We start from the raw sequence: 21,989 nt of genomic DNA on the forward strand, positions 1-21,989 counted from the left end.
TATTCAGTTTTGAAGGAACAAGCCTTCTATATGGAGCTGTGGTGAAGTTGGAGTTCACGCCGGTCTGTCACACCGGAGGTCGCGGGTTCGAGTCCCGTCAGCTCCGCCATTCTTATTCAAGAGTGGCGAACAAAGTATATGGCTCGGTAGCTCAGTCGGTAGAGCAGAGGACTGAAAATCCTCGTGTCGGCGGTTCGATTCCGTCCCGAGCCACCATGTACGAGCCATTAGCTCAGTTGGTAGAGCATCTGACTTTTAATCAGAGGGTCGAAGGTTCGAGTCCTTCATGGCTCACCAGTTTTTCCAATCGGACAAAATATGAATAGTTGATAAGATATGCGGACGTAGCTCAATTGGTAGAGCGTCGCCTTGCCAAGGCGAAGGTCGAGGGTTCGAGACCCTTCGTCCGCTCCATTTTTGTTCGTAAACACCACTTGCTATGGGCCAGTGGTGTTTCTTGCTTTATCCGCTGAACACTTTAAAAGACGAGTCAGCTTGTAGGGTGCCGATGCTTCTGGTACGATACTTGGAGTGTAAGCTCCTACGATGTTGGAGGTTTTATGAAACATAACAAAAGTATTTTGAAGAAAACGACCGTCGTTGACTTTAAGCAAGATGCTGCTTTTTTTGTAGACCGGGGAATGCGTTGTTTGAATCGGTATGACTATGATAAAGCATTGCGTTCATTTCGCCGTGCAGTTGAAATGGAGCCGACGAATGCAGAATGCCACTGCCATTTGGCTAGTGCCTTAGCTGAAACCGGACAGTTTGAGGCCTCGAATGAAGTCCTCTATGAAGTGATAGAAAAATGGGACCCATCTATGACAGAAGTGTATTTCTACATGGCGAACAACTATGCCAACTTAGAGGATTACCATATGGCAGAAGAAATGGCTGTTCGTTATTTACAAGAGGATAGTACCGGACCGTATCGGGAAGATGCCGAAGAGCTCCTCGACTATATTTACTTCGAGCTGGACATGCCACCACGACACTTCCTTCCAAGTGAAAAAGAGGACGTATACAGCAAGCATGAACGGGCTCGTCGCAGTCTGGAAGAGGGACGTTTCCTGGAGGCACTGGATACCTTAAAAGAAATCGTCGAGGCTGATCCTGACTTTTTGCCGGCGTGGAACAATTTATCACTCGCCTACTATTATGCTGGAGAATTTCAGAAGGCGATGGAGACAATCGAACAGACGCTGGATAAAGAAGAAGGAAACCTGCATGCACTGTGCAACTTGGCGGTTTTGCTCTCCCATCACAATCAAACGGTAGAGCTGTTGAGCTTGATTGATATGCTCAAAAAGGTCGTTCCGTTCCATCCGGAAAATACCTATAAGCTCGCAACAACAATGGGAGTGCTCGGCCAGCATGACGAAGCGTATTTCCATTACCAGCGCATGCTGCGAAATGGACGGCCACATGAAGCGTGCACGTATCACTATGCTGCGATCTCAGCTTATTTGAGTGGGAAAAAGGATCAGGCACTGCGCTGGTGGCAAAAAGCCAAGCAGTTAGATCCAGAAGCAGGAATCGCAGATCAATACATTCAAATGGTAAAAAACGAACAAGAAGGGGAGACTATAAAACCGATCCCCTACCAATACAATACGACTCAGCGTGATGTTTCTTGGGAAAAGGCTTCGTTCACGGGAGTGGAAGATTTTAAAACAGACCCGATGATCCGAGCTTCCCTTCTCTGGGCATTACAGCATGGTCGTGATGAAGTGAAATTCGCGGTGCTGCAAACATTGTCTCTGATCGGAGACGATGAAGCTGAAACTGCGGTCCGTCAATTTTATTACCAGACGGATAACCAACAGCTGCAAAAGTTGGCTTTGCTGGCTTTGGCTGATATGGGTGCAGACATGCCGGAGGGAACTCCTGACGGATCAAATGGTTCACCGGCGACGGAAGATCAAAAGAGCAGTATAGAAGAAGGCATAAGCCGTTATTTGCTCTCGCAGGGCAAGCAAGAGGCTGGAGAATGGTGCCTCGATGTATGGAGCAAGCATCATGAATATGCCCAAAGTCAGGTACAAGTGCGAAAAGAAGTAGCGTGGGTCGCAGCATTAGAATATGTATACGGAACGGTAACGAACGAAAAGCAGTCACAAGCCCTTCTAGCTCAAAAATATGGCATCTCTGCCGCAACCTTGGCAAAGTGCGTCAAAGTTTTGTCGACACTTGATTTTAAATAGATTATTACATTATAATTAATTTAAATAAGGAAACAGAACTGTGTGAGACGAGGAGGCAACAAGCATGAGCGATCAAAAAATTTATGATGTTATTATCGCCGGAGCTGGCCCTGCTGGAATGACGGCTGCTGTATATACATCCCGTGCGAACATGAGCACATTGATGCTGGAGAGAGGAATCCCAGGCGGTCAAATGGCGAACACGGAAGACATCGAGAACTACCCAGGCTTCACTTCCATTCTGGGCCCTGATCTCTCTACAAAAATGTTTGAGCATGCACAGCAATTCGGTGCGGAGTATGCATACGGCGAGATCAAGGAAATCCGCGATGAAGAGCCGTACAAGCGCGTTATCACGGGTGACAAGGAATACCTGACCAAATCTGTTATTGTGGCAACTGGTGCAGAGCATCGTTTGCTCGGTGTACAAGGCGAAAAAGAATTGTCCGGCCGTGGTGTTTCTTACTGCGCAGTATGCGACGGTGCATTTTTCCGCAATAAAGAGCTGGTGGTTGTTGGTGGAGGAGACTCCGCGGTAGAAGAGGCTGTGTTCCTTACTCGCTTCGCTTCCAAAGTGACAATCGTACACCGTCGTGATCAGTTCCGTGCACAGAAAATCCTGCAAAAACGCGCTTTCGATAACGAAAAAATCGAAGTGATTTGGGATACAGAACTAAAAGAGATCCGTGGTGAAGGCAAAGTACAAGCTGTTCTCTTGCAAAACACCAAAACAGGTGAACAAAGAGAATACCCAGCAGATGGGGTGTTCATCTACGTAGGTATGGATCCATTGACTGCAAGCGTACGTCCACTGGGCATCACCAACGACGCAGGCTACGTACTGACAGACGAAAAAATGAACACCAAAGTAAAAGGTGTTTTTGCAGCAGGAGATGTACGTGAAAAAATGCTGCGTCAAGTCGTGACAGCTACTGGAGACGGTTCTATCGCTGCTCAATCTGCTCAGCATTATGTTGAAGAGCTAAATGAAAAGCTAAAGGAACAAAATGTCACAATCTCTTAACCTGCTTGTAACATGGGTGAAATAATTCAAGAGTAATCTATAGACAATGAATTGACCCCCTTATCTATATAAACAATTGTTGCGTGGCTGGCATTCAGTCACGCATCTTTTTTTCTAAAATAGCTTGTACGCCTTGTAGAGGACGTTATTGGAAAAACAGGGGAAGCGGTTCAAAAAGGTGCGAATAAGGTCGACAATATGGTATGCTATTGTCAGAATCGTAGGAGGCGAGTTGCGTGACGGAATTGGGAAACGACAAGGCCATGAATCTCCTGATTATTACCGGAATGTCAGGTGCGGGAAAGACAGTTGCTGTACAAAGCTTGGAGGACCTGGGCTTTTTTTGTGTAGACAACCTACCCCCTGTACTGATTCCCAAATTTGCTGAGTTGGTTAAACAGTCTGGTGGGAGTATTGAGCGAGTCGCATTGGTGATTGACTTGCGCGGGCGTGAGTTTTTTGAAAATCTAGCCGTAACCATGGAAAGCCTCAATCAGATGAATGGATTATCGTACCACATCCTTTATCTGGATGCTAACGATCAGACATTGGTTTCTCGCTATAAGGAAACACGTCGCAGACATCCGCTTTCCCCGAACGGTTCGCCTTTGGAAGGAATTCACGCCGAGCGCCGTTTGTTGGAGGAAATGAAGGGCTGGGCGCATCAGATTATCGATACAAGTCAAATGAAGCCAGTTCAGCTTCGAGAAAAAATCATTAACCAATACGGTCAACAAGGATCACCCCTTACGATTAATGTATTGTCGTTTGGTTTCAAATACGGCGCACCAATAGACGCTGACTTGATGTTCGATGTCCGTTTTTTGCCTAACCCGCATTATGTGGAGGATTTGCGTCCGAAAACAGGATGTGATCCAGACGTGGCAGAGTATGTGATGAAGCACAAGGACACAAAAGAATTCTTAGAAAAGCTTACAGACTTTTTGGGGTACACCCTGCCGCATTACCAACGAGAAGGAAAAAGTCAACTTGTGATAGGAATTGGATGCACCGGTGGCAAGCATCGCTCGGTCGCCATTGCAGAACATTTGGGAGAAACCTTTGGCAAAGATTTTTCTGTCCGTGTCAGTCATCGAGACATGGAAAAGAACAAATGAGCATAAGATGGCAGGAAAGACTGAAGCGCGCATAAAAAGCCACCTGTGGTATATGTATTAGAAATAATGAGGTGACATATGCCTACTAAGGGAGTCGGGAGGCTACAGTCAAGGCCAATACGGGTAGTTGTTATTGGCGGAGGAACGGGTCTGTCCGTCCTTCTACGCGGTTTGAAGCACGAGCCGGTGCATATCACAGCGATTGTGACGGTAGCAGACGATGGGGGAAGTTCTGGACGTTTGCGAGAAGAAATGGATATGCTTCCACCTGGTGACATTCGAAACGTCTTGACTGCTCTGGCCGATACAGAGCCGTTGATGGAAAAAGTCATGCAATATCGTTTTTCCACAGGCACGGGATTAGCAGGGCATAATTTGGGAAATCTATTGCTTGCAGCGATGAATGAAATCACTGGAGATTTTGTCACCGCAGTCAAAACATTGAGCGGGGTTTTGGCAGTGCGTGGAGATGTATTGCCAGCTTCCACGCAATCGATTCGGCTGAAAGCGGAAATGACAGATGGATCTCTTGTAATCGGAGAATCCCAAATACCGTTGACTGGCAAAGAAATCAAGCGGGTTTTCCTAGATCCAGAGGACGCTGTTCCTCTTAGCGAAGCCCTGATGGCGATTGCCGAGGCGGATGCCATTTTGATTGGGCCTGGCAGCTTGTACACGAGCATCCTGCCCAATTTATTAGTACGCGGGTTATTTGAAGCGATTACACGCGCACAAGCCCCGAAAATCTACATTTGCAACGTCATGACACAGCCGGGGGAGACAGACGGTTTTTCTGCATCCAAGCACGTGAATGTCATGTATGAACATGTAGATAAACCATTTCTGGATACGATCATTGTCAATTCAGCTGAGCTGCCTACCCATGTATTGGACAAATACGCGGAAAAAGGAGCAGCTCCTGTCCGATGTGATTCAAAGCGATTGCGCCAACTCGGTCTGCATGTAGTGGCGAAGCCGTTAGTCACATTTGAGGACGGATACCTACGTCATGATGCACATGCTGTCAGCAAGCAGATTGTGTCACTCGTCAAACGAAGACGGAAGGTGCTGAAGATAGAGAAGGAGTAGTGAAGTCGATGTCATTCGCCGCGCATACCAAAAAAGAACTTACCATGATGGAGGGTGCCGATTGCTGCAGCAAGGCAGAGCTCTCAGCCTTGATTCGGATGAATGGAAGTCTGCAGTTTGGAGCCGGACGACTGGTGCTGGATGTGACGACAGAGAACGCGGCGATTGCCCGACGCATTTACACGTTAATCAAGAGGTTGTTTCAGATACACGCTGAATTGCTGGTTCGCAAAAAAATGCGTTTGAAAAAGAACAACGTCTACATTGTGCGTATTCCGAATAAGGCTAATGAGATCTTGCAAGACTTGGGCATCATGGATCAAAGCCTGTCGTTTATCCCAGGAATCGCTCCTGAGATCGTGAAAAAGTCCTGTTGCCGCGCTGCTTATTTGCGGGGTGCTTTTTTGGCGGGGGGATCTGTGAATCATCCAGAGGCATCCAGCTATCATCTGGAGATTTTCACTTCCTATCAGGATTTTTGCGAAGCATTGACCAAGATCGCCAATCGGTATAAACTAAATGCCAAATGCATCGAGCGGAAAAAAGGGTATGTTCTCTATATTAAAGAAGGCGAAAAGATTACAGAGTTTTTGAGCTTGATAGGGGCTCATCAGGCCCTTTTGTATTTCGAGGACGTCCGAATCGTAAAGGACATGCGTAACTCCGTAAACCGTTTACACAATTGTGAAATCGCCAACATAAACAAAACGGTGAATGCAGCCACCAGACAAATGGAAAATATCCAGCTCATCGATCAAGAGATGGGATTGGAGAATTTGCCAAAACGTCTGCGTGAGGTCGCGGAGCTTCGAGTGGCTCATCCTGACATCAATTTGAAAGAATTGGGCGAGATGGTGCCAAGCGGAGTAGTGAGCAAATCCGGCATTAACCACCGCTTGCGAAAAATTAACGAAATCGCTGACAAAATACGAGAAAAACAAAATATTTCGATGTAGATGCATGTTATACTAAAGGATAATAGTCTACAAGTAAGGAGGTCCATTCATGGTTCAACAGCAGGTCGTGGTTCAGTTAAAGACCGGTTTGCAAGCTCGTCCAGCAGCCTTTTTCGTACAGGAAGCTAACCGTTTTGCATCGGAAGTATTCGTAGAAAAAGGAAACAAGAAGGTCAATGCGAAAAGCATCATGGGTATCATGAGCCTCGCAATCAGCTCTGGAACGGAAATTACCATTTTGGCAGAAGGGCCGGATGCCTCCCAGGCAGTCACCAGCCTTACGAATCTGGTAAGCAAAGAAGAATAGAGTCACGAGAGACACTTTTCCCTTAAGGGAGGTGTCTTTTTTTGTTGGTCATCTTGATGAATATGTATCAATTCACTTCGGACAGGGCATTTCTAACCATGTATATTGCATGAAGGAGGAATGAGACATGAGTGACCATGATAAGTGTTACGAAGGCCGCGATTGTTATGATATGGACATTGATCGGATGGTGAACGAGGGACTGGGGGGCGGAGTTGTTTCCGACCAAAACGGCCTGATTGAAGAAACGACGGTAGACACGATGACAGGGGCTACATCAGCCAAGCAAGCCCTTGACGATGACCAGTAGAGGGGGAGCCGCTCATGAATGTAACGAGAGCACAAGCCATCATGAAATCCGACGACCATATCAAGGTAGAGTACGAAGGACAAGCTGTTTGGATCGATGCTGTAGATGAAAAAACCTCGACAGCACGTGTGCATGACGAAAAAAATCCAGCACATAGCCAGACTGTCTATGTAAGTCAGTTAATGGAAGTATCACAATGACCCATCGAAAAAGCCGGGCAAACCAAGGACAAACCTCTTAGGGTTTGCTCGGCATACAAAAAAACACTCGGCCGGTAGTTAGGCACGAGTGCTTCTTTTTTTCCTACGTGTCTCTTATTTTTTCGAAGACGGTTCGGAAGTGATGACTTTGTCAATCAGTCCGTACTCTACTGCTTCAGCGGCAGAGAGGAAGTTGTCGCGATCGGTATCCTTTTGGATGCGCTCCAAAGGCTGTCCTGTGCGTTCAGCCAGGATGGTGTTCAGATGATCACGCATCTTCAAAATACGTTTTGCGGCAATCTCAATGTCGCTCGCTTGTCCTTGGGCACCACCCAATGGTTGGTGGATCATGACTTCACTGTTTGGCAGGGCAAAGCGCTTGCCTTTTGCCCCAGCAGCCAGCAGGAATGCTCCCATGGAAGCAGCCATTCCGATACAAATGGTGGATACATCAGGCTTGATGAAGTGCATAGTATCGTAAATTGCCATACCAGCAGTAATAGAACCGCCTGGGCTGTTTATGTACAAGTGAATGTCTTTCTCCGGATCTTCCGCCTGAAGGAACAACAACTGTGCCACAACGATATTGGCTACGGTGTCGTTGATTGGGGTTCCCAGAAAGATGATGCGGTCTTTGAGCAGGCGGGAATAAATGTCGTAAGCACGTTCCCCGCGGTTCGTCTGTTCAATGACGGTTGGAATTAAATTCATATGCATCTAGTCTTCCTCCTCTCTTTGTAACAATATCATACACAAAAGGTCAATGAAGGTCAAACACATAAGTGCGCTCCCTCACTACCATGTTTGCCAATTTCCCTCTGTCTAAACCTACTCGAAAAAGAAAACATTCATTCCTTGGAATTCTCATCGGCCTCGGTTAAATCGACGGCAAGCTTCAGCGTGGCTTTCATCTTTTTTCCCTTGATGATCGTATATTCATCGACTTGTTTGGCTTGCAGCTGATTGATGGCTTCCGCCAGCTCCTGTTGATCTTTGTATGGTTCAATGGTCAATAAGCATTCTTCGTCGCTGGCCTCTTGATAAATGAGAAAAAAACGTTCCCCTGCCATGGCAAGCCCCACTTTCGAAAGTTATCCACAATGTTATACACAGGTTGTGCACAAAAACGTTTGTTCGCGGGATAGTTCTTTTTTTCCTAGTCTTGTCATGTTTGGCGAGAGAATTACATAGGAAATATATGGGGTCATGGAGAGTATTCCAATTCATTCCTAAAATGAATAGAATGCTTCTCATTTAGATAGCCACTTCTGTGTGTAGAAGTGGCTATTTGCCTTAATACTACAGGTGTACGCCTCTATTAGCAGACAGCGGTAGAGGTTTTTTGATTGATTCTTCTTTTAATCATTTCTATTGCAAATTTTCTAAAATATCCTACAATAAGATTGTGATTCATAGTTTGCTCATAAATAAAGAGGGGGATGTTTTGCTATGAAAAAACAGAAATCAATGTCGATACTGGCGGCAACATTTGCTCTGAGCACATTGCTCGCGGGCTGCGGTGGAGGAGCGGGGACTGGTGGACAAAGCGCGACACCACAGCCGAGCAACAATAGCGGAGGAAGCACGGGCGGTGCAAGTGGAGCTACTGAGAAGCTCGTAGTTGCTGTAGTTGGCCCGATGTCTGGTCAGTACTCCGATTACGGAAGCACAGCAAAAGCTGGTGCAGAATATGCGCTGAAAGAAAAGGCAGAGGCATTCAAAGCACTTGGCTTTGACGTTCAATTGTCCGCTCAAGACGACCAAGCTGACCCAAAACAAGGGGTAGCAGTCGCGCAAATGTTGATTTCGAATCCTGATGTAGTTGGAGTAGTAGGCCATGCTACAACAGGTGCTTCAATCACAGCAGCAGCGCAATACGAGCAAGAGAAGCTCGTGATGGTATCTCCTTCCGCAACGGGATCAGATTTGACTGAGCAAGGCAAACAGATCGTACACCGCATTTGTGCGCGTGATGATCAACAAGGCTCCAAGGCTGCTATTTTTGCCAAAAATCAGTTGAATGTAAAAACGGCATTCGTTATGCATGACAAGGCTGCTTATGGACAAGGTCTTGCGGAAGAAGTGAAAAAGCAATTCGAAAAAGACGGTGTACAAGTTCTCGGCTATGAAGGGGTAACAGCAGGCGAGAAGGATTATAGTGCGATCATTACCCAAATCCTTGCCAAAAATCCTGAGATGATCTACTTTGGTGGATACTACTCTGATGCAGGGATCATCGTGAAGCAAGCGCGTGAAAAAGGCTTCAAAGGTGTCTTCATGGGTGGCGACGGTTACGACTCCGCTGACCTGGTGAAAATTGCTGGTGCGGAAAATGCCAATAACGTAGTCTTTACTTCTACGGTTGGCGATATTGGTGCTACCGAAGACGGCAAGAAGTGGATCACAGACTTCGAGAGCGCGACTGGAAACAAAGTAGGGATCTTCACTTCGTTTGGTTATGACTCCATGGGTGTTATGCTGAACGGTCTGGAAGAAGCGATCAAAGCAAACGGTGGTAAAAAGCCAACTCGTGAACAAGTGCTTGAAGCTGTTCACAAAACCAAAGATTACAAAGGCAAATTCGTTAACGTAACATTCAATGAAAAAGGCGACAACGACTTTGCTTCCGTATACGTGTACAAGTATGAGGACGGAAAGAAAGTATTCATGGGTGAAGCGAAGTAATCCTTCAGTATGAACAAGCCGTTTGGGACATACTACGTTTGGCAAGAATACCAGAATGAAAAGGAAGGGATTCTGATGTCAAACAATCGAAATACGAAGAATGGCGGCAATCAAGGACACAGCAGCAAGACCCAAGGCACCCAAAAGCAAAAGTCCGAAAGAGATCGTAACCTGAATAAGCAGGATCCACAATAACAATGACAAAAGCCCACCCGTTTTAGCCAAAGGAGCTCAACGGGTGGGCTTTTGTTTGTTAAATACCTTGCTTGCTAGGCAAACGCTTTTCGGGATGACCGTAGCCCTGATGCTGTCTGCTTCGCAGGTTTTTCGCTTGGGATTCGCGAATTTTGGCCACGAACTCACTCGTGCTCATTTTGGAGAAATCCATAGGCACCTCCACTGATGTTGAGATGTACACCTTTCTAGGATGACCCAATTTGGTCTTGTACAATCGGCAGTGTTATCTCTACCACTGTACCTTCGTGCTCTCTGCTTTTAATTTCCAAGCTGCCGTTGTGGTCTTTCATGATTTTGCTGCTGATCATGAGGCCGAGGCCAGTTCCGTTTTCTTTTGTCGTGAAAAAGGGGGCACCCAGCTTGTGAATCATTTCTTCAGAGATTCCACAGCCGGTATCCGTGAGCGTAATGAGCACCTGATGATTGTCTTTTAACGTGGTGGCAATAAGGACCTCACCATGTCCGTCGATCGCTTCGATCGCATTTTTAATGATGTTGATAAAGACCTGCTTGAGCTGGTTTTCTTCTCCCGCAATGATCGGATGGTAATTAAATGCGGTACGAAAATCGATGTTTTTCAAATTTGCTTCCGACTTCAAAAGTGCCAAGACGTTTTCAAGCAAAGGGATGAGCGGAAGAGGCTTGATTTGAGTGCTATGTGGCTTTGCCAAGACTAGCAGTTCACTCACAATAAAATTGATCCGGTCCAGCTCAGAGAGCATAATATCGGCGTACTGCTGGTTATCATGCATGCTCGGATAAAGAAATTGAATAAAGCCCTTCAAAGATGTGAGTGGATTGCGAATCTCATGGGCGATGCCAGCAGCCAGTTCCCCAATCACGGACAGCTTCTCAGCCTTTCGTAATAGTTCCTCGTTATGCCGCCGTTCTGTAATATCCCGCGATACGATAATAAAGCCATCACAATCTCCCGTTTTTGTCAGGATGGGGGCACCCTTTGATTCGAGAACGATCCATTTGTTACTCTTCGTTTGGAAACGGAATTCGCATATCTTTGGTTCTTGAGTCGCCAGCAAATGATGAAAGTGGTCGATGACGGCCTGCCGATCTTCAGGATGAATGTCGGCAAAGGTGAGCTGACGGTTATTCTCGTTTGTTTCCATTACGCGTGAATGAGAAGGGGAGAGGTAGAGGATATCCCCGTTTTTATCCGTAATCAGAATAAGATCATCTGTGTATTCCGAGATGATTTTGTTCGTTTTCTCGCTTTTAAACAAGGCTGCCTCTGAGTATTTGCGTTCGGTTACATTTCGCGAGACTAACATGATGTTTTGGATGTCTCCGACCGCACTTAGAATAGGGATACCGCGTGTTTCGAAGGAGACCTCGTTTCCATTCCTATCGATAGAGCGCGTCTCGAAATGAACGGGTTGTTTCGTTGCCATGATCTCTTGAAATTTGTCCCGGAACATAGGAATATCCTCTGGATGTGTGAGCTGCAGATTGTTAGGGGAAGTAACCTCGGCTGGAACAAATCCCAATTGCTCGATTGATGGGGATGCATAGATGCGCCGCATGGATAAATCATAAATCGTCACGATATCCTGGGTATGATCGATGAGGAGACGATATTTGGCTTCAGTTTGACGCAATGTCTCTTCGATTTTTTTACGGTCGGAAATGTCACGGGTAATGCACGAAGCACCAATAATTTTTCCCGTTTCGTCTTTGATTGGAGCAGCGGACAGAATGACATCCATCTTCGTGCCATCTTTTCGCTGCCGGATGGTTTCGTAATTCGTTAGCAGTACACCCATGCTCCTGACCGCATCAAATAACTGTTTGGTCTCGCTCTTGTACTCGTCTGGAATAAAGCAGAGCGGTGAAGCGTAAATCTCCTCCATCGACCAACCGTAATATTGCTCAAAAGCATGATTCACCAGGACGATATTGTTATCGAGATCACTAATCGAGATGGCATCCGTCGTAAAGTGAAAAAATGCTTTTAATATTTGATCTGGAAATAACACTTGGGTGATTTCCTTTTTTGATCGTTTCTTTTTCCATAAGAAAGGGGTTTTAAGCTTGTTCATCAGATTTCCCCCGCATAGTCTATCAAGTATTTGAATGAGATAGTGTTGTCGTAACTATTCGAGACATAGGAGCCATTTTCCTATCAAAATTTGGAATAGTTTGTTATTCCATCATGAATTGGTTATGCATGAAGGTTCTGACTCGCATGGAAATCAGCTATAATGAGAGTTAGCAAAAAGTCGGGGGTGTATGCATGACAACTGGTTTTATCGTTGCGTTGGTGCTCATTTTTATCGTCATCATCGGTGTGACGATTTTGGTTACAAACAAAGCTTATTCGCGTAAACCTGAACAAATAGATCCGATTCTGCCCAGTAAGGATACTGCTGGAAATAAGGAACGCGATCAATAATGCCAGCAAGCAAAAGAAAAGGAGTGGTTATCTCAACCACTCCTGCTTTATTGACGGTATCGGAAAGTATGTAGCCTACAGTTTGGAGAAGCGTTCTACGATGTCATCAACAAGCAGTTCAGCAGAAAGGATACCGCCGCCTACGTTCCAGATCACTTCGTCAACTTGGAATGCTTTATTGTTTTTCGCGACATTCAGTTTTTGATAGAGCGGATCTTTCATCCATTCCTCGGTGTATTTATTGGCAGATCCATCACCGGAATAGTCGCCGATCCAGTAAAACATGATATCGCCATCCATTTCAGACATGAGCTCTTTTGGGATGTCTTTTTTGAACTCATCGATGTCTTGGGAGGCTGGTCGAGCAAAGCCGAGCTGGCTCAAAACAACGCCAGAGAAAGTGTCTTTCAAGTAAAGACGAGTTTTGCCAGCTACGAAACGGACGACAGAGACTTTCATCTTCGTCTTGTCACCCAATTTTCCTTTTGCATCCTCAATCTTCTTATCAAAATCAGCCATCAGCTTGTCGCCTTCAGCTTTTTTATTCAGCGCTTCTGAGTAAAGGGCAAAGTTGATTTTCCATCTGCCTACGAGATCCTCGGAGAAGACGGTTGGAGCAATCCTGGAAAGCTGATCGTATACTTTTTCTTGCCCTTGGCGTCCTTTTGTTCCCAGAATCAGGTCTGGCTTCAGGCTGGCGATCAGCTCAACGTTTGGTTGGTTCTCATCACCCAATTCAACTGCATCCTTCATTTTCTCTTTAATATGTGGATGCCATGGGTCACCAGGTTTGCCGAGGCCACTCATGACAGCCCCAACTGGCGTAATCCCTAATGCAAGAACAGCCTCTGTGCTTTCACTGGTGAGAGCGACGACACGTTGAGGAGTTCCTTTTATTTTTGTTGACCCCATAAAGTGTTTTACTTCTCTCTCTTCAGACGCTGCCGGTGCAGGTGCAGTTGTTGACGCGGCTGGTGTAGAAGATGATGAGTCGGATGAAGGCGTTGCCTGTCCTCCGCAACCTGTTACGAGCATGACAGCGGAAAGCATAGCCCCGAGCATCAAACGCAGGGAAGTTTTGCGCATGATGGAAAATCCCCCTTTTAACTGATAATGATTATCATTTTACTTCACTACTGTATATGCTTATATGACAATGTGTCAATATATTTTTTGGAATCAAAGGAAAACTATAGATATTTTTGTAGTGGATTTTCCAATAGCGATAATAAAAATCAATATCATTGACTAGCCCTATCCGCAAGCTTAGACTGATTAGTGGGAGAAACTTACATACATGTAGCGAATAGATAGAATAGGTAGAATGCAACGGAAAGAAGGGAACAGGCGTGAATGTGATTTTGTCCAGCCGACTGCAAAAGACAACTGTGCTCATAGCAGGGTTCGTCGTTCTGGCAGTTGTGATGGTAGCGAGTATCCTTTTCGGAATCAATCGGTATTCACTCACTACGGCAGTAGAGGCATACACCCAATTTTCCGGCTCGGAGGAACATTTGATCATTACGACTTCCCGAATGCCGCGTACACTGACAGCGGTAGCGGTGGGGAGCAGCCTCGCTGTAGCAGGTGTTTTGTTGCAGGCGTTGACTCGCAACCCTTTGGCTTCCCCATCTCTTATCGGTGTGAACGCTGGAGCTGCAGCAGCTATTGTGACGACGATTGCTGTTTTTGGCTCGCAGTTCCCAGTATCGCAAATGATGTGGGCGGGCTTTATCGGAGCGGGTGTGACTGCTCTGCTTGTATACGGGTTGGCTTCTGCTGGGCGGGGAGGCATGACTCCGATTAAGCTGACACTTTCGGGTGCAGCGGTTGCCGCTTTTGCTTCGTCTGTGACCTCGCTGTTTATGCTGCTGCAAGAAAAGACGATGACAGAGGCCTTTTACTGGCTAGTTGGTTCTGTTGAGGGAAGACAGCTCGAGCATTTTTTTATGATCATTCCTTATTTGTTGGTAGGCTGGTTAGGCGCTGTGCTACTGACCGGCTCGTTAAACTTGATGGTACTCGGTGATGATGTAGCGACTGGCCTAGGCCAAAAAATTATCTTGGTAAAAGCTATAGCGATATTGATCGTGGTGCTCTTGGCAGGTGGGAGTGTCGCGCTCGCCGGACCGATTGCATTTGTAGGCATCATCATACCGCATCTATGCCGTTTTTTAGTCGGGCTTGATCATCGCTGGTTGATTCCCTATTCGATTGTCTTCGGCGGAGCTTTTCTGGTTTGCGCTGATTTGCTTGCTCGCCTTGTATTGATGCCTATGCGTCTGGAAGTACCAGTAGGCGTAGCAACCGCCATGATCGGAGTGGCTTTTATCATCCCGCTGGTCAGGAGGAGGGCGTATGCATAGACATGTAGTCATTCGAACCAAAAAGCCAGCGCTCTCGTTTCATGTAAATAAGCGGGCGTTAGGAATTAATTTCATACTATTTTTGCTGTTATCTGTTGTGATTGTATTGAGTATTGGCTTAGGAAGCTTGCATATTCCTGTGTGGGAAGTCATCAAAGCTTTTATAGGAGCGGGCAGTGAACAGAATGAATTGATCGTGCTCGATTGGCGATTGCCCCGCGTTGTCGTTTCAGTTATGGTGGGGGCTTCCCTAGCGGTATCGGGGGCCATCTTGCAGTCCTTGGTGCGAAATCCGTTAGCTTCTCCTGATTTAATCGGGACTACAGCGGGAGCGACGGCAGCGGCGGTAGCATTTATCACCTTTGCAAAAGATGTAAGTGTGCAATGGATGCCATTGGTGGCGTTGATCGGTGGATTGTTAACCGCCACGCTTACGTATCTCACTGCGTGGAAGGAGGGAGTCTCCCCTTTTCGTCTCGCGCTTGTGGGTGTATGTATTTCAGCAGGCATGGGGGCATTAACGATCTTTTTCATGGTGATCACCCAAACCCACAAAGCCTCAAACGCTCTCGGGTGGATGACAGGAACCGTGTACGGTATGTCTTGGGTAAATGTGATGACGTTGCTTCCGTGGACTGTTTTATTTCTCGGCGCTACGATTTTCCAAATCCGTTATTTGAATGCCCAGGAGCTCGGTGATGATATTGCCAAAGGTATTGGCGTAGCCATTGATAAAAAGAGATTGCTCTTGATTGCGATTAGTGTGGCATTGGCCGGTGCTGCGGTCGGAGTGGCAGGAGGAATCAGTTTTATCGGTTTGATGGCTCCACACATTGCGCGTAGGCTAGTAGGTTCTGCGTATGGCTACTTGCTGCCGGCTTCCGCCGTTTTGGGCGGGATGATTGTCGTCTTGGCTGATTTGATTGGGAGAACCGTGTTTTTACCGCATGATTTGCCAGCTGGGATTTTTACCGCAGCGATTGGAGCTCCGTTTTTTGTGTATCTTTTGTATAAAACGAGGAATCATCAGTAGGGAATCGAAGTGTGTTTATTAATAGTTGAGTGAGGACCCTGAAGGAGAGTAGTGCTACAGGGTTTTTTGTGTTTACTATCTGTCAATTTATTACAAAATATTACAAGATTCGAATTTACAAAACGCTTTAAATATGGTAAAGATTAGTATAGATTACATTTATGATAACCTATGGGATTAATCGTTAAGGGCTTCTTTGTGCATGGAGACCCCTATTATACGGAGAATAGTAAGAATCGATATTAACAGTCATAATTCGATAAATGTAGACTTCATTCTGGTTAAATCACCAAATTATTACAAAAATACAAAACTAATATTTACAACTAAGTTATAAAATGGTAAAAAATAATAGTACCTACTATTACAGCTTTTGGAGGGATTTATTCGTGAAAAAAGTCGTAGCAAGTTTATTGAGCCTGTCACTCGTATTATCTGCATCTGTATCTGCACTGGCTGCAGAACCTGTAAAAATCTCGAAATCATCTCAAAAAGCTGCGTCGGCAAACGATCCTTATGAGCCAAATGACGATCTTCCATTTGCTTCATTTGCTAACTCAAATGTTTCCTATTCAGCAGAGATTGGCCATAACAAAGATGTTGATTGGTTTAAGTTTTACGCGAAACCGGGACAACTTAATTTTGCGATTAGTAGCTTAACATCAGAAAAAGGAAACCTACGGGTCGCGGTGTTTCATGAAAGCAAAATGTCAGGGGCACCTCGTTTTGTAGAAAATGGGAAGTTAAGCTTCACACAAGACCTCACACAAGAGGGCCTTTACTACATCATGATTTATGACTACTCTGCATTTGATTCCAAGCCAATCAAACCAATTCCATATGCATTTAAAGCTATTTATAACCAATAAAATCACTGACTATTCCTACTAATATATGCGGAGGTATTATTCATGAAAAAAGTCGTAGTTAGCTTGTTGACCCTCGCAGTAGCTTTATCCGCATCCGCATCCGCATTTGCAGCAGAACCAGCTAAAAATATGAAGTCTTCCCAAAAAGCTGCTGCTTCGGTGACCGATCCATACGAACCAAATGATAGTGTTGAATACGCTCCATATATTAATTCGAACGTTTCATACACAGCTGCCATTAATCACTATAGAGATAATGATTATTTTAATTTTTACGCAAAACCAGGAAAGTTTAATCTTGCATTCAGCACCTTGTCACCAAATTCTGAGCCGATAACAATCTTGGTGAGGAAGCCAACAGGAGGGTTTCTACATAGAGTTGTTACCAAAGGGAATACATCTTTTTCAGTAGATATCCCGGAAGAAGGCCAGTACAGCATTTTACTAGCGACGCCAAATGCAGTATTAGATAATAGACAAATACAACCAATCCCATATTCTTTCAAAGCGATTTTTAACCAGTAAATGTAACACAAGAAAAACAGTCCTTATTCGGGCTGTTTTTTTTGTTCCTATGAGGGGTCAACATAAAAAAGCGACCTCTTGAAATTCAAGAGATCGCTTATGGCTTGAAAGTATGGTACGCCTGAAGGGAATCGAACCCCCGCACATGGTTCCGGAGACCATTGCTCTATCCACTGAGCTACAGGCGTATATTGTGACGACAACTTTTATTATAAAACATCGACAATCTCAATGCAAACGAAAAAAAGTAGTTCAACAGAAAAAACTAGCGATAAGGTAAACGGAAGTGAAAATTCCACGGGTGAAGATCTTTCGACATTTTTTGTGTTCTGCTTCATCAATTTGGCAGGAAAATTGCATGACAGAACGAATATAATGAAAATAAAGAGTCATCGAGCAGCATGAGCAAGTGCGAAGGAGGCGAGCTTCATGAACATGGGATTGGGGTTATTTCAAGAACAAACACTGAAATTAGTGATGACGCCGGAATTACGCCAAGCGATTACCATATTGCAGTATTCAGCCATTGATCTCATCTCCTATTTGCAGGATCAGGCCAATGAAAATCCTGTTTTCGACCTTGAAGTGGCTGGAGAAGTCGCTTCTGCAAAAGCAGAGAAACCAGCTCCTGAGATTGACTGGAAAGAAATCGTGGGCAATCGCGCGACAGGTGAGTACGGTTCGTCGAAAAATGAAAGCACTTACAATCCGCTGGATCACGTCCAGCAAGGTGCGGAGACGTTGTACGAACATCTCGAGCGTCAACTCGGCTATGTAAAAGGATTCTCGTCGCTGCAAAAACAGATCGCTCTCTTTTTGATCGGGAATCTGGATGAGAAGGGGTATTTGGAAATTACACTGGAGGAAGCGAGTACGCGCCTCGGCGCTGAAATGCTGGAGATTGAGGACGTGTTGTCCGTTTTGCAGCATTTTGATCCAGTAGGTGTAGCTTCACGCAGTCTGGAAGAATGTCTTTTGCTGCAGCTCGGGCATTTGGCGCTCGATGATGAAAAGATCGTTCAGGTCGTTCGTAACCACCTGCAAGATTTGGCGGACAATCGCTATCAGCGGATTGCAGACAAAATCGGATGTACACCACAAGAGGTACAGGCGATGGCAGACCTGATCCGTACGCTGAATCCGCGTCCTGGGGCGGCCTTTTCCTCAGTAGAGACAAGATATGTCATTCCAGATGTGACGGTAGAGAAGGTCGGGAATGATTATGTAGTATTGGTCAATGATGTCGCTGCACCGCGGCTGAAAATCAACAGCTTCTATGAAAAAATGCTCAGCCAGCAAAAAAGTCAGGATGAAGCCAAGCAGTTCATTCACGATAAGCTGAATGCCGCCATGTGGCTGGCAAAAAGTCTGGAGCAGCGCCGCCTGACGCTCATGCGTGTAACACAGGCCATCCTCGATATGCAACGGGAGTTTTTTGATCGGGGGATTCATTATTTAAAGCCTATGACACAAAAGGAAATTGCAGAGCGGGTCGGCCTGCACGAATCGACGATCAGTCGGGCAACCAGCAACAAGTACGTTCAGACACCTCGTGGAATCTTTGAGCTGAAGTATTTCTTTACGTCAGCACTCTCTACTTCCAGTGGGGAAGCGACTTCTTCTGAGAGTGTTAAGCGCAGAATCAAAGCACTGATCGAGCAAGAAGATCGGAAGTCTCCGTTATCTGATCAAAAGCTGGGTGAGCTGCTGCTTACAGAAGGGATTGAAATCTCCCGCCGCACGGTTGCCAAGTACCGGGAAGAAATGCTGATCCCATCGTCGGCCAAACGAAAGAGGTTTTAATGAGAATGAATGAAAAAACGTTTGATATTGTCTTGTACGGACGAAACAAATGTCATCTGTGCGACGAGGTGGAGCTCTACATCCGCAGTCTGGCGGAGGAGTTCCCCCTTCGTATGCGCATAGTTGATATTGAAAGTGATCCGGTCTTGCATGAAGAAATGATGCTCGTCATTCCAGTAGTCGAGATAGATGGAGAGATCGTATTTCGTTCCATTACACATGTAGTGACGCTTGAGGAACTGCGAAGCGAATTACAGAGACGTGCCGCTCGGTCATGAGTGGCACTTTTTTATAGGGGCTTTGAGGAACTTGCAAGATATGGTTAAATATGATACATTCAAATTGTAGCAAGTGATCTCTTTTTTTGCACCAAGTGGGACATAAAATGTATATACAGGGACATAAAACGTCCCGATCAAACAATTTGTAACCAAGGAAGAAGGTAAAATGCGACGTTTACTGGAACTGCAACAAAAATTGTTGCCTGACTTGATTCAGGTTTTGCGTCAGCGGTACATGTTGCTCCGATCCATCTATCATTTGCAGCCGATTGGCAGAAGAGGTCTAGCTCAAGCCATGGACACCACTGAGCGTATTTTGCGGGCAGAAGTGGAACTGCTAAAAGAAACGGGGCTCCTTCATGTAACGGCTGCGGGAATGAGCCTGAGTGAAGAAGGACAACAAGTCTTGGACGACATGGAGCCTCTCGTCGGAGAGCTATTCGGCCTTACTGACTTGGCGGAGCGCTTGCAAAAAAAGCTGGGCATAGCAGAAGTCATTGTGGTGCAGGGCAATGCAGACCAATCGCCTTGGGTAAAGGAAGAGCTTGGACGGGTAGGGGCAAGGATCCTCAAACAGGTCGTGCAAGAAGGAGACATTGTAGCGGTAACAGGTGGTTCATCCATCGCCAGCGTAGCAAGTCATTTGACGCCTTCTGCTTCGTTCAAAAACGTTCAGTTTGTCCCTGCTCGCGGTGGACTGGGAGAACGCGTAGAGCTGCAAGCGAATACGCTCGCTTCCGCCATGGCAGCGAAAACAGGTGCTTCTTATCGGCTTCTTCACGTACCGGATCGCCTTCATCCAGAAGCCTTGCAGACATTGGTCAAAGAGCCGCAAGTGCAAGATGTATTGTCGCTCTTGGGCGAGACTCGAATCGTTTTGCATGGAATCGGGGATGCCGTCACGATGGCAAGAAGACGGAATTATTCGGAGGAAGAGCTCGCAGAATTAGTGGAGACAGGTGCTGTATCAGAAGCATTTGGCTACTACTTTAATGAAGCGGGAGAAACGGTCCACAGAATGCCGACAATTGGTTTACAGCTAGAGGAAGTGCACAAGGCAGAAACGGTGCTCTCCATTGCGGGGGGCGAAAGCAAGGCAAAAGCGATTCTTTCCTTTGCTAAGCAATCGTGTCAGAATGTACTCATTACGGACGAAGGGGCAGCTCACACGCTGTTGTCCGCACGATTGTAACGGAAGGAAGTCGGTCGCATGTCTATCACATCGGTAACACCCATCTTGGCAATGATCGCTGGCATCATTTTGAGCCTATCGCTCGGTTTTCCGATCGCATGGGGGATTGTTTTTGCGATCTTGGTCACACTGGTTAGTGTAAAAAGATTGGGTTATCCGTGGAAGCAGCAGTTCGTGTTTGGCTGGGAAGGTGTCCAAAAGGCAAAGCCCGTCCTTACGATTCTGTTTTTAGTAGGACTCTTGATTCCGCTATTAATGATGGGAGGAACCATTCCCGCCATCATTTATTACGGATTATCGATTGTGAATGTCGAGTATTTGTTCGTTCTCTCTTTTCTGTTAACCGCAGGCGTCAGTTATTTATTGGGTACATCAATCGGAACGCTGAGTACGATTGGGCTGTCCTTGATGGGTATTGCACACGCAGCAGGGATATCACCTGCGGTCGTAGGAGGTGCGCTCATCTCTGGAGCGATGGTGGGGGAACGTTTCTCGCCGATATCCAGCAGTCGATTACTGGTGCTTTCCAATGTCGGTATGACAGAAGAGCAGGAACGAAGATTGCGGCGTCCTGCTTTGCTTACGGTAGCGATTTGCGCGTTACTTTTCCTGATCCTTGATCTGTTTCGACCTCAGGCGAACTCGACGGATACCATTCAAATGTACCAAGAGCTGTTGGTCAGTTATTTCTCGGTACATTGGAGCTTGATGCTGCCGCTCGTCGTATTAATTGCTTCTTTTGCACTGAGAGTAAAAGCGGTGAAGGCATTGTTTTTCGGTATCGGAGCCAGTGCGATTTTAGTCGGGATCAATGGGAATTTGGATGTGAAGACGTTTTTTACATCGATGCTAGTTGGATTTGAGCTTCATTCAGGAACGCCGCTGGATCAACTGGTCCATGGGGGCGGGATGTTCGCCATCTTCAGTGTTCTGGCGTTAATCATTCTCGCCGGCTTTTTAAACGGCATTTTGAACAGAGCCAATTTATTAACCCCCATCGTAGACAAAATGATGGGCCATACAAAAAATAAGACGGTATTGGTAGCGAAAGCAGCGGCATTGTCGTTGTTAGTTGTCATCATCAGCTGTAATCAAACCATTCCGATTCTGGTTCTCGGTTCGACTCTTCTCGGGAGGTTCTCCCAATGGGAGGGAGGGCGCGAGCTGTTGGGCAAGACGATGCTGGACTCCACAGTTGTCATGCCTGTACTGATTCCGTGGAACGGTCTCTCGATGATGATGGCGCTAACGTTAAGTGTTTCGACGCTCCAGACGCTGCCCTTTGTGTTTTTTCCAATCTTATTACCGATTGTTACGATATTGTCGACCCGCTGGTTTTCGCCAGAGGGCAGGTTTCTCGCGATGAAGAATAAAGCTAGCTAA

General features: G+C 46.0%; 23 protein-coding genes and 5 tRNA genes. 22 read left to right on the forward strand and 6 right to left on the reverse strand.

All coding sequences use genetic code 11. The features are described 5' to 3' along the window. Positions 1-32: 32 nt before the first annotated feature. From C7R94_RS18525 to C7R94_RS18580, 12 genes are all read left to right on the forward strand, one after another. Positions 33-109: transfer RNA gene (locus C7R94_RS18525), tRNA-Asp, on the forward strand. 31 nt (positions 110-140) lie between these two features. Next, positions 141-216 (forward strand) — tRNA-Phe (locus C7R94_RS18530). 5 nt (positions 217-221) lie between these two features. Next, a tRNA-Lys gene (locus C7R94_RS18535) sits at positions 222-297 on the forward strand. A 41-nt stretch (positions 298-338) separates the two neighbouring features. Then, a tRNA-Gly gene (locus tag C7R94_RS18540) sits at positions 339-414 on the forward strand. Positions 415-560: 146 nt separating this feature from the next. Further along, entirely contained in the window at positions 561-2,204 is a 1,644-nt protein-coding gene (locus C7R94_RS18545; RefSeq protein ID WP_106783548.1) for a tetratricopeptide repeat protein, read from the forward strand. 64 nt (positions 2,205-2,268) lie between these two features. Continuing rightward, entirely contained in the window at positions 2,269-3,228 is a 960-nt protein-coding gene (gene trxB, locus C7R94_RS18550; RefSeq protein WP_088909648.1) for a thioredoxin-disulfide reductase, read from the forward strand. A gap of 236 nt (positions 3,229-3,464) precedes the next feature. Next, positions 3,465-4,346, forward strand: coding sequence for an RNase adapter RapZ (gene rapZ / locus C7R94_RS18555; RefSeq protein ID WP_007720425.1), 882 nt, complete (start codon positions 3,465-3,467; stop codon positions 4,344-4,346). Positions 4,347-4,424: 78 nt separating this feature from the next. Next, a complete protein-coding gene (locus tag C7R94_RS18560) occupies positions 4,425-5,435 on the forward strand; it encodes a gluconeogenesis factor YvcK family protein (protein WP_106783551.1) in 1,011 nt (336 codons plus the stop codon). An 8-nt stretch (positions 5,436-5,443) separates the two neighbouring features. Further along, a complete protein-coding gene (gene whiA / locus C7R94_RS18565) occupies positions 5,444-6,391 on the forward strand; it encodes a DNA-binding protein WhiA (protein WP_015893487.1) in 948 nt (315 codons plus the stop codon). Positions 6,392-6,440: 49 nt separating this feature from the next. After that, a complete protein-coding gene (locus tag C7R94_RS18570) occupies positions 6,441-6,698 on the forward strand; it encodes an HPr family phosphocarrier protein (RefSeq protein WP_048034964.1) in 258 nt (85 codons plus the stop codon). Positions 6,699-6,825: 127 nt separating this feature from the next. After that, positions 6,826-7,008: a hypothetical protein gene (locus tag C7R94_RS18575; protein WP_047069702.1), complete on the forward strand. Its 183-nt coding sequence runs from the start codon at positions 6,826-6,828 to the stop codon at positions 7,006-7,008. Between the two features lie 14 nt (positions 7,009-7,022). Continuing rightward, positions 7,023-7,208: an H-type small acid-soluble spore protein gene (locus C7R94_RS18580; RefSeq protein ID WP_047069701.1), complete on the forward strand. Its 186-nt coding sequence runs from the start codon at positions 7,023-7,025 to the stop codon at positions 7,206-7,208. 114 nt (positions 7,209-7,322) lie between these two features. Here C7R94_RS18580 and clpP read toward each other — a convergent pair whose 3' ends face one another. After that, positions 7,323-7,925, reverse strand: a complete 603-nt coding sequence (clpP, locus tag C7R94_RS18585; RefSeq protein ID WP_007720441.1) for an ATP-dependent Clp endopeptidase proteolytic subunit ClpP — start codon at positions 7,923-7,925, stop codon at positions 7,323-7,325. A 131-nt stretch (positions 7,926-8,056) separates the two neighbouring features. Further along, positions 8,057-8,278: a hypothetical protein gene (locus C7R94_RS18590; RefSeq protein ID WP_026043328.1), complete on the reverse strand. Its 222-nt coding sequence runs from the start codon at positions 8,276-8,278 to the stop codon at positions 8,057-8,059. Between the two features lie 379 nt (positions 8,279-8,657). Here C7R94_RS18590 and C7R94_RS18595 point away from each other — a divergent pair, with 379 nt between their 5' ends. Beyond that, entirely contained in the window at positions 8,658-9,893 is a 1,236-nt protein-coding gene (locus C7R94_RS18595) for a branched-chain amino acid ABC transporter substrate-binding protein (protein ID WP_106783553.1), read from the forward strand. 253 nt (positions 9,894-10,146) lie between these two features. On the opposite strand, the gene C7R94_RS18605 is transcribed toward C7R94_RS18595, so the two are convergent. Next, on the reverse strand, positions 10,147-10,281 hold the full coding sequence (locus C7R94_RS18605) for a DUF4023 domain-containing protein (protein ID WP_083995068.1): 135 nt from the start codon (positions 10,279-10,281) through the stop codon (positions 10,147-10,149). 34 nt (positions 10,282-10,315) lie between these two features. Next, positions 10,316-12,184: a PAS domain-containing sensor histidine kinase gene (locus C7R94_RS18610; protein ID WP_106783555.1), complete on the reverse strand. Its 1,869-nt coding sequence runs from the start codon at positions 12,182-12,184 to the stop codon at positions 10,316-10,318. A 194-nt stretch (positions 12,185-12,378) separates the two neighbouring features. Here C7R94_RS18610 and C7R94_RS30340 point away from each other — a divergent pair, with 194 nt between their 5' ends. Next, the gene (locus tag C7R94_RS30340) at positions 12,379-12,537 is read left to right on the forward strand and encodes a hypothetical protein (protein WP_197237592.1); all 159 of its coding nucleotides are present in this window, start codon (positions 12,379-12,381) and stop codon (positions 12,535-12,537) included. Positions 12,538-12,612: 75 nt separating this feature from the next. Here the strand turns inward: C7R94_RS30340 and C7R94_RS18615 are convergent, their stop codons facing one another. Then, on the reverse strand, positions 12,613-13,623 hold the full coding sequence (locus C7R94_RS18615; RefSeq protein WP_106783557.1) for an ABC transporter substrate-binding protein: 1,011 nt from the start codon (positions 13,621-13,623) through the stop codon (positions 12,613-12,615). 263 nt (positions 13,624-13,886) lie between these two features. On the opposite strand from C7R94_RS18615, the gene C7R94_RS18620 reads away from it, so the two are divergent. The 4 genes from C7R94_RS18620 to C7R94_RS18635 all read left to right on the forward strand — a co-directional run bounded on the left by C7R94_RS18620 (position 13,887) and on the right by C7R94_RS18635 (position 17,330). Further along, positions 13,887-14,903, forward strand: a complete 1,017-nt coding sequence (locus tag C7R94_RS18620) for a FecCD family ABC transporter permease (protein WP_106783559.1) — start codon at positions 13,887-13,889, stop codon at positions 14,901-14,903. Then, complete coding sequence (locus C7R94_RS18625; RefSeq protein WP_047069696.1) at positions 14,896-15,936, forward strand: FecCD family ABC transporter permease; 1,041 nt, start codon at positions 14,896-14,898, stop codon at positions 15,934-15,936. The genes C7R94_RS18620 and C7R94_RS18625 overlap by 8 nt, the downstream gene beginning before the upstream one ends. A 389-nt stretch (positions 15,937-16,325) precedes the next feature. Continuing rightward, positions 16,326-16,805 carry a hypothetical protein gene (locus C7R94_RS18630; protein ID WP_047069695.1) on the forward strand — a complete coding sequence of 160 codons (480 nt, stop codon included), beginning with the start codon at positions 16,326-16,328 and terminating at the stop codon, positions 16,803-16,805. 42 nt (positions 16,806-16,847) lie between these two features. Then, a complete protein-coding gene (locus tag C7R94_RS18635) occupies positions 16,848-17,330 on the forward strand; it encodes a hypothetical protein (RefSeq protein WP_106783561.1) in 483 nt (160 codons plus the stop codon). 113 nt (positions 17,331-17,443) lie between these two features. Here C7R94_RS18635 and C7R94_RS18640 read toward each other — a convergent pair. Continuing rightward, a tRNA-Arg gene (locus tag C7R94_RS18640) sits at positions 17,444-17,518 on the reverse strand. 241 nt (positions 17,519-17,759) lie between these two features. Between C7R94_RS18640 and rpoN the strand changes: the two genes are divergently transcribed. The 4 genes from rpoN (at position 17,760) to C7R94_RS18660 (ending at position 21,989) form a co-directional block, all read left to right on the forward strand. Next, entirely contained in the window at positions 17,760-19,133 is a 1,374-nt protein-coding gene (gene rpoN, locus C7R94_RS18645; protein ID WP_106783563.1) for an RNA polymerase factor sigma-54, read from the forward strand. Continuing rightward, a complete protein-coding gene (locus C7R94_RS18650; protein ID WP_197237594.1) occupies positions 19,133-19,411 on the forward strand; it encodes a glutaredoxin family protein in 279 nt (92 codons plus the stop codon). Before rpoN ends, C7R94_RS18650 begins: the two co-directional genes overlap by 1 nt. A gap of 169 nt (positions 19,412-19,580) precedes the next feature. Further along, entirely contained in the window at positions 19,581-20,606 is a 1,026-nt protein-coding gene (locus C7R94_RS18655; RefSeq protein ID WP_106783566.1) for a sugar-binding transcriptional regulator, read from the forward strand. Positions 20,607-20,624: 18 nt separating this feature from the next. Beyond that, complete coding sequence (locus C7R94_RS18660) at positions 20,625-21,989, forward strand: Na+/H+ antiporter NhaC family protein (protein ID WP_106783568.1); 1,365 nt, start codon at positions 20,625-20,627, stop codon at positions 21,987-21,989.

The organism is Brevibacillus sp. NRRL NRS-603 (genome assembly GCF_003013445.1).
Lineage (GTDB): Bacteria > Bacillota > Bacilli > Brevibacillales > Brevibacillaceae > Brevibacillus > Brevibacillus formosus.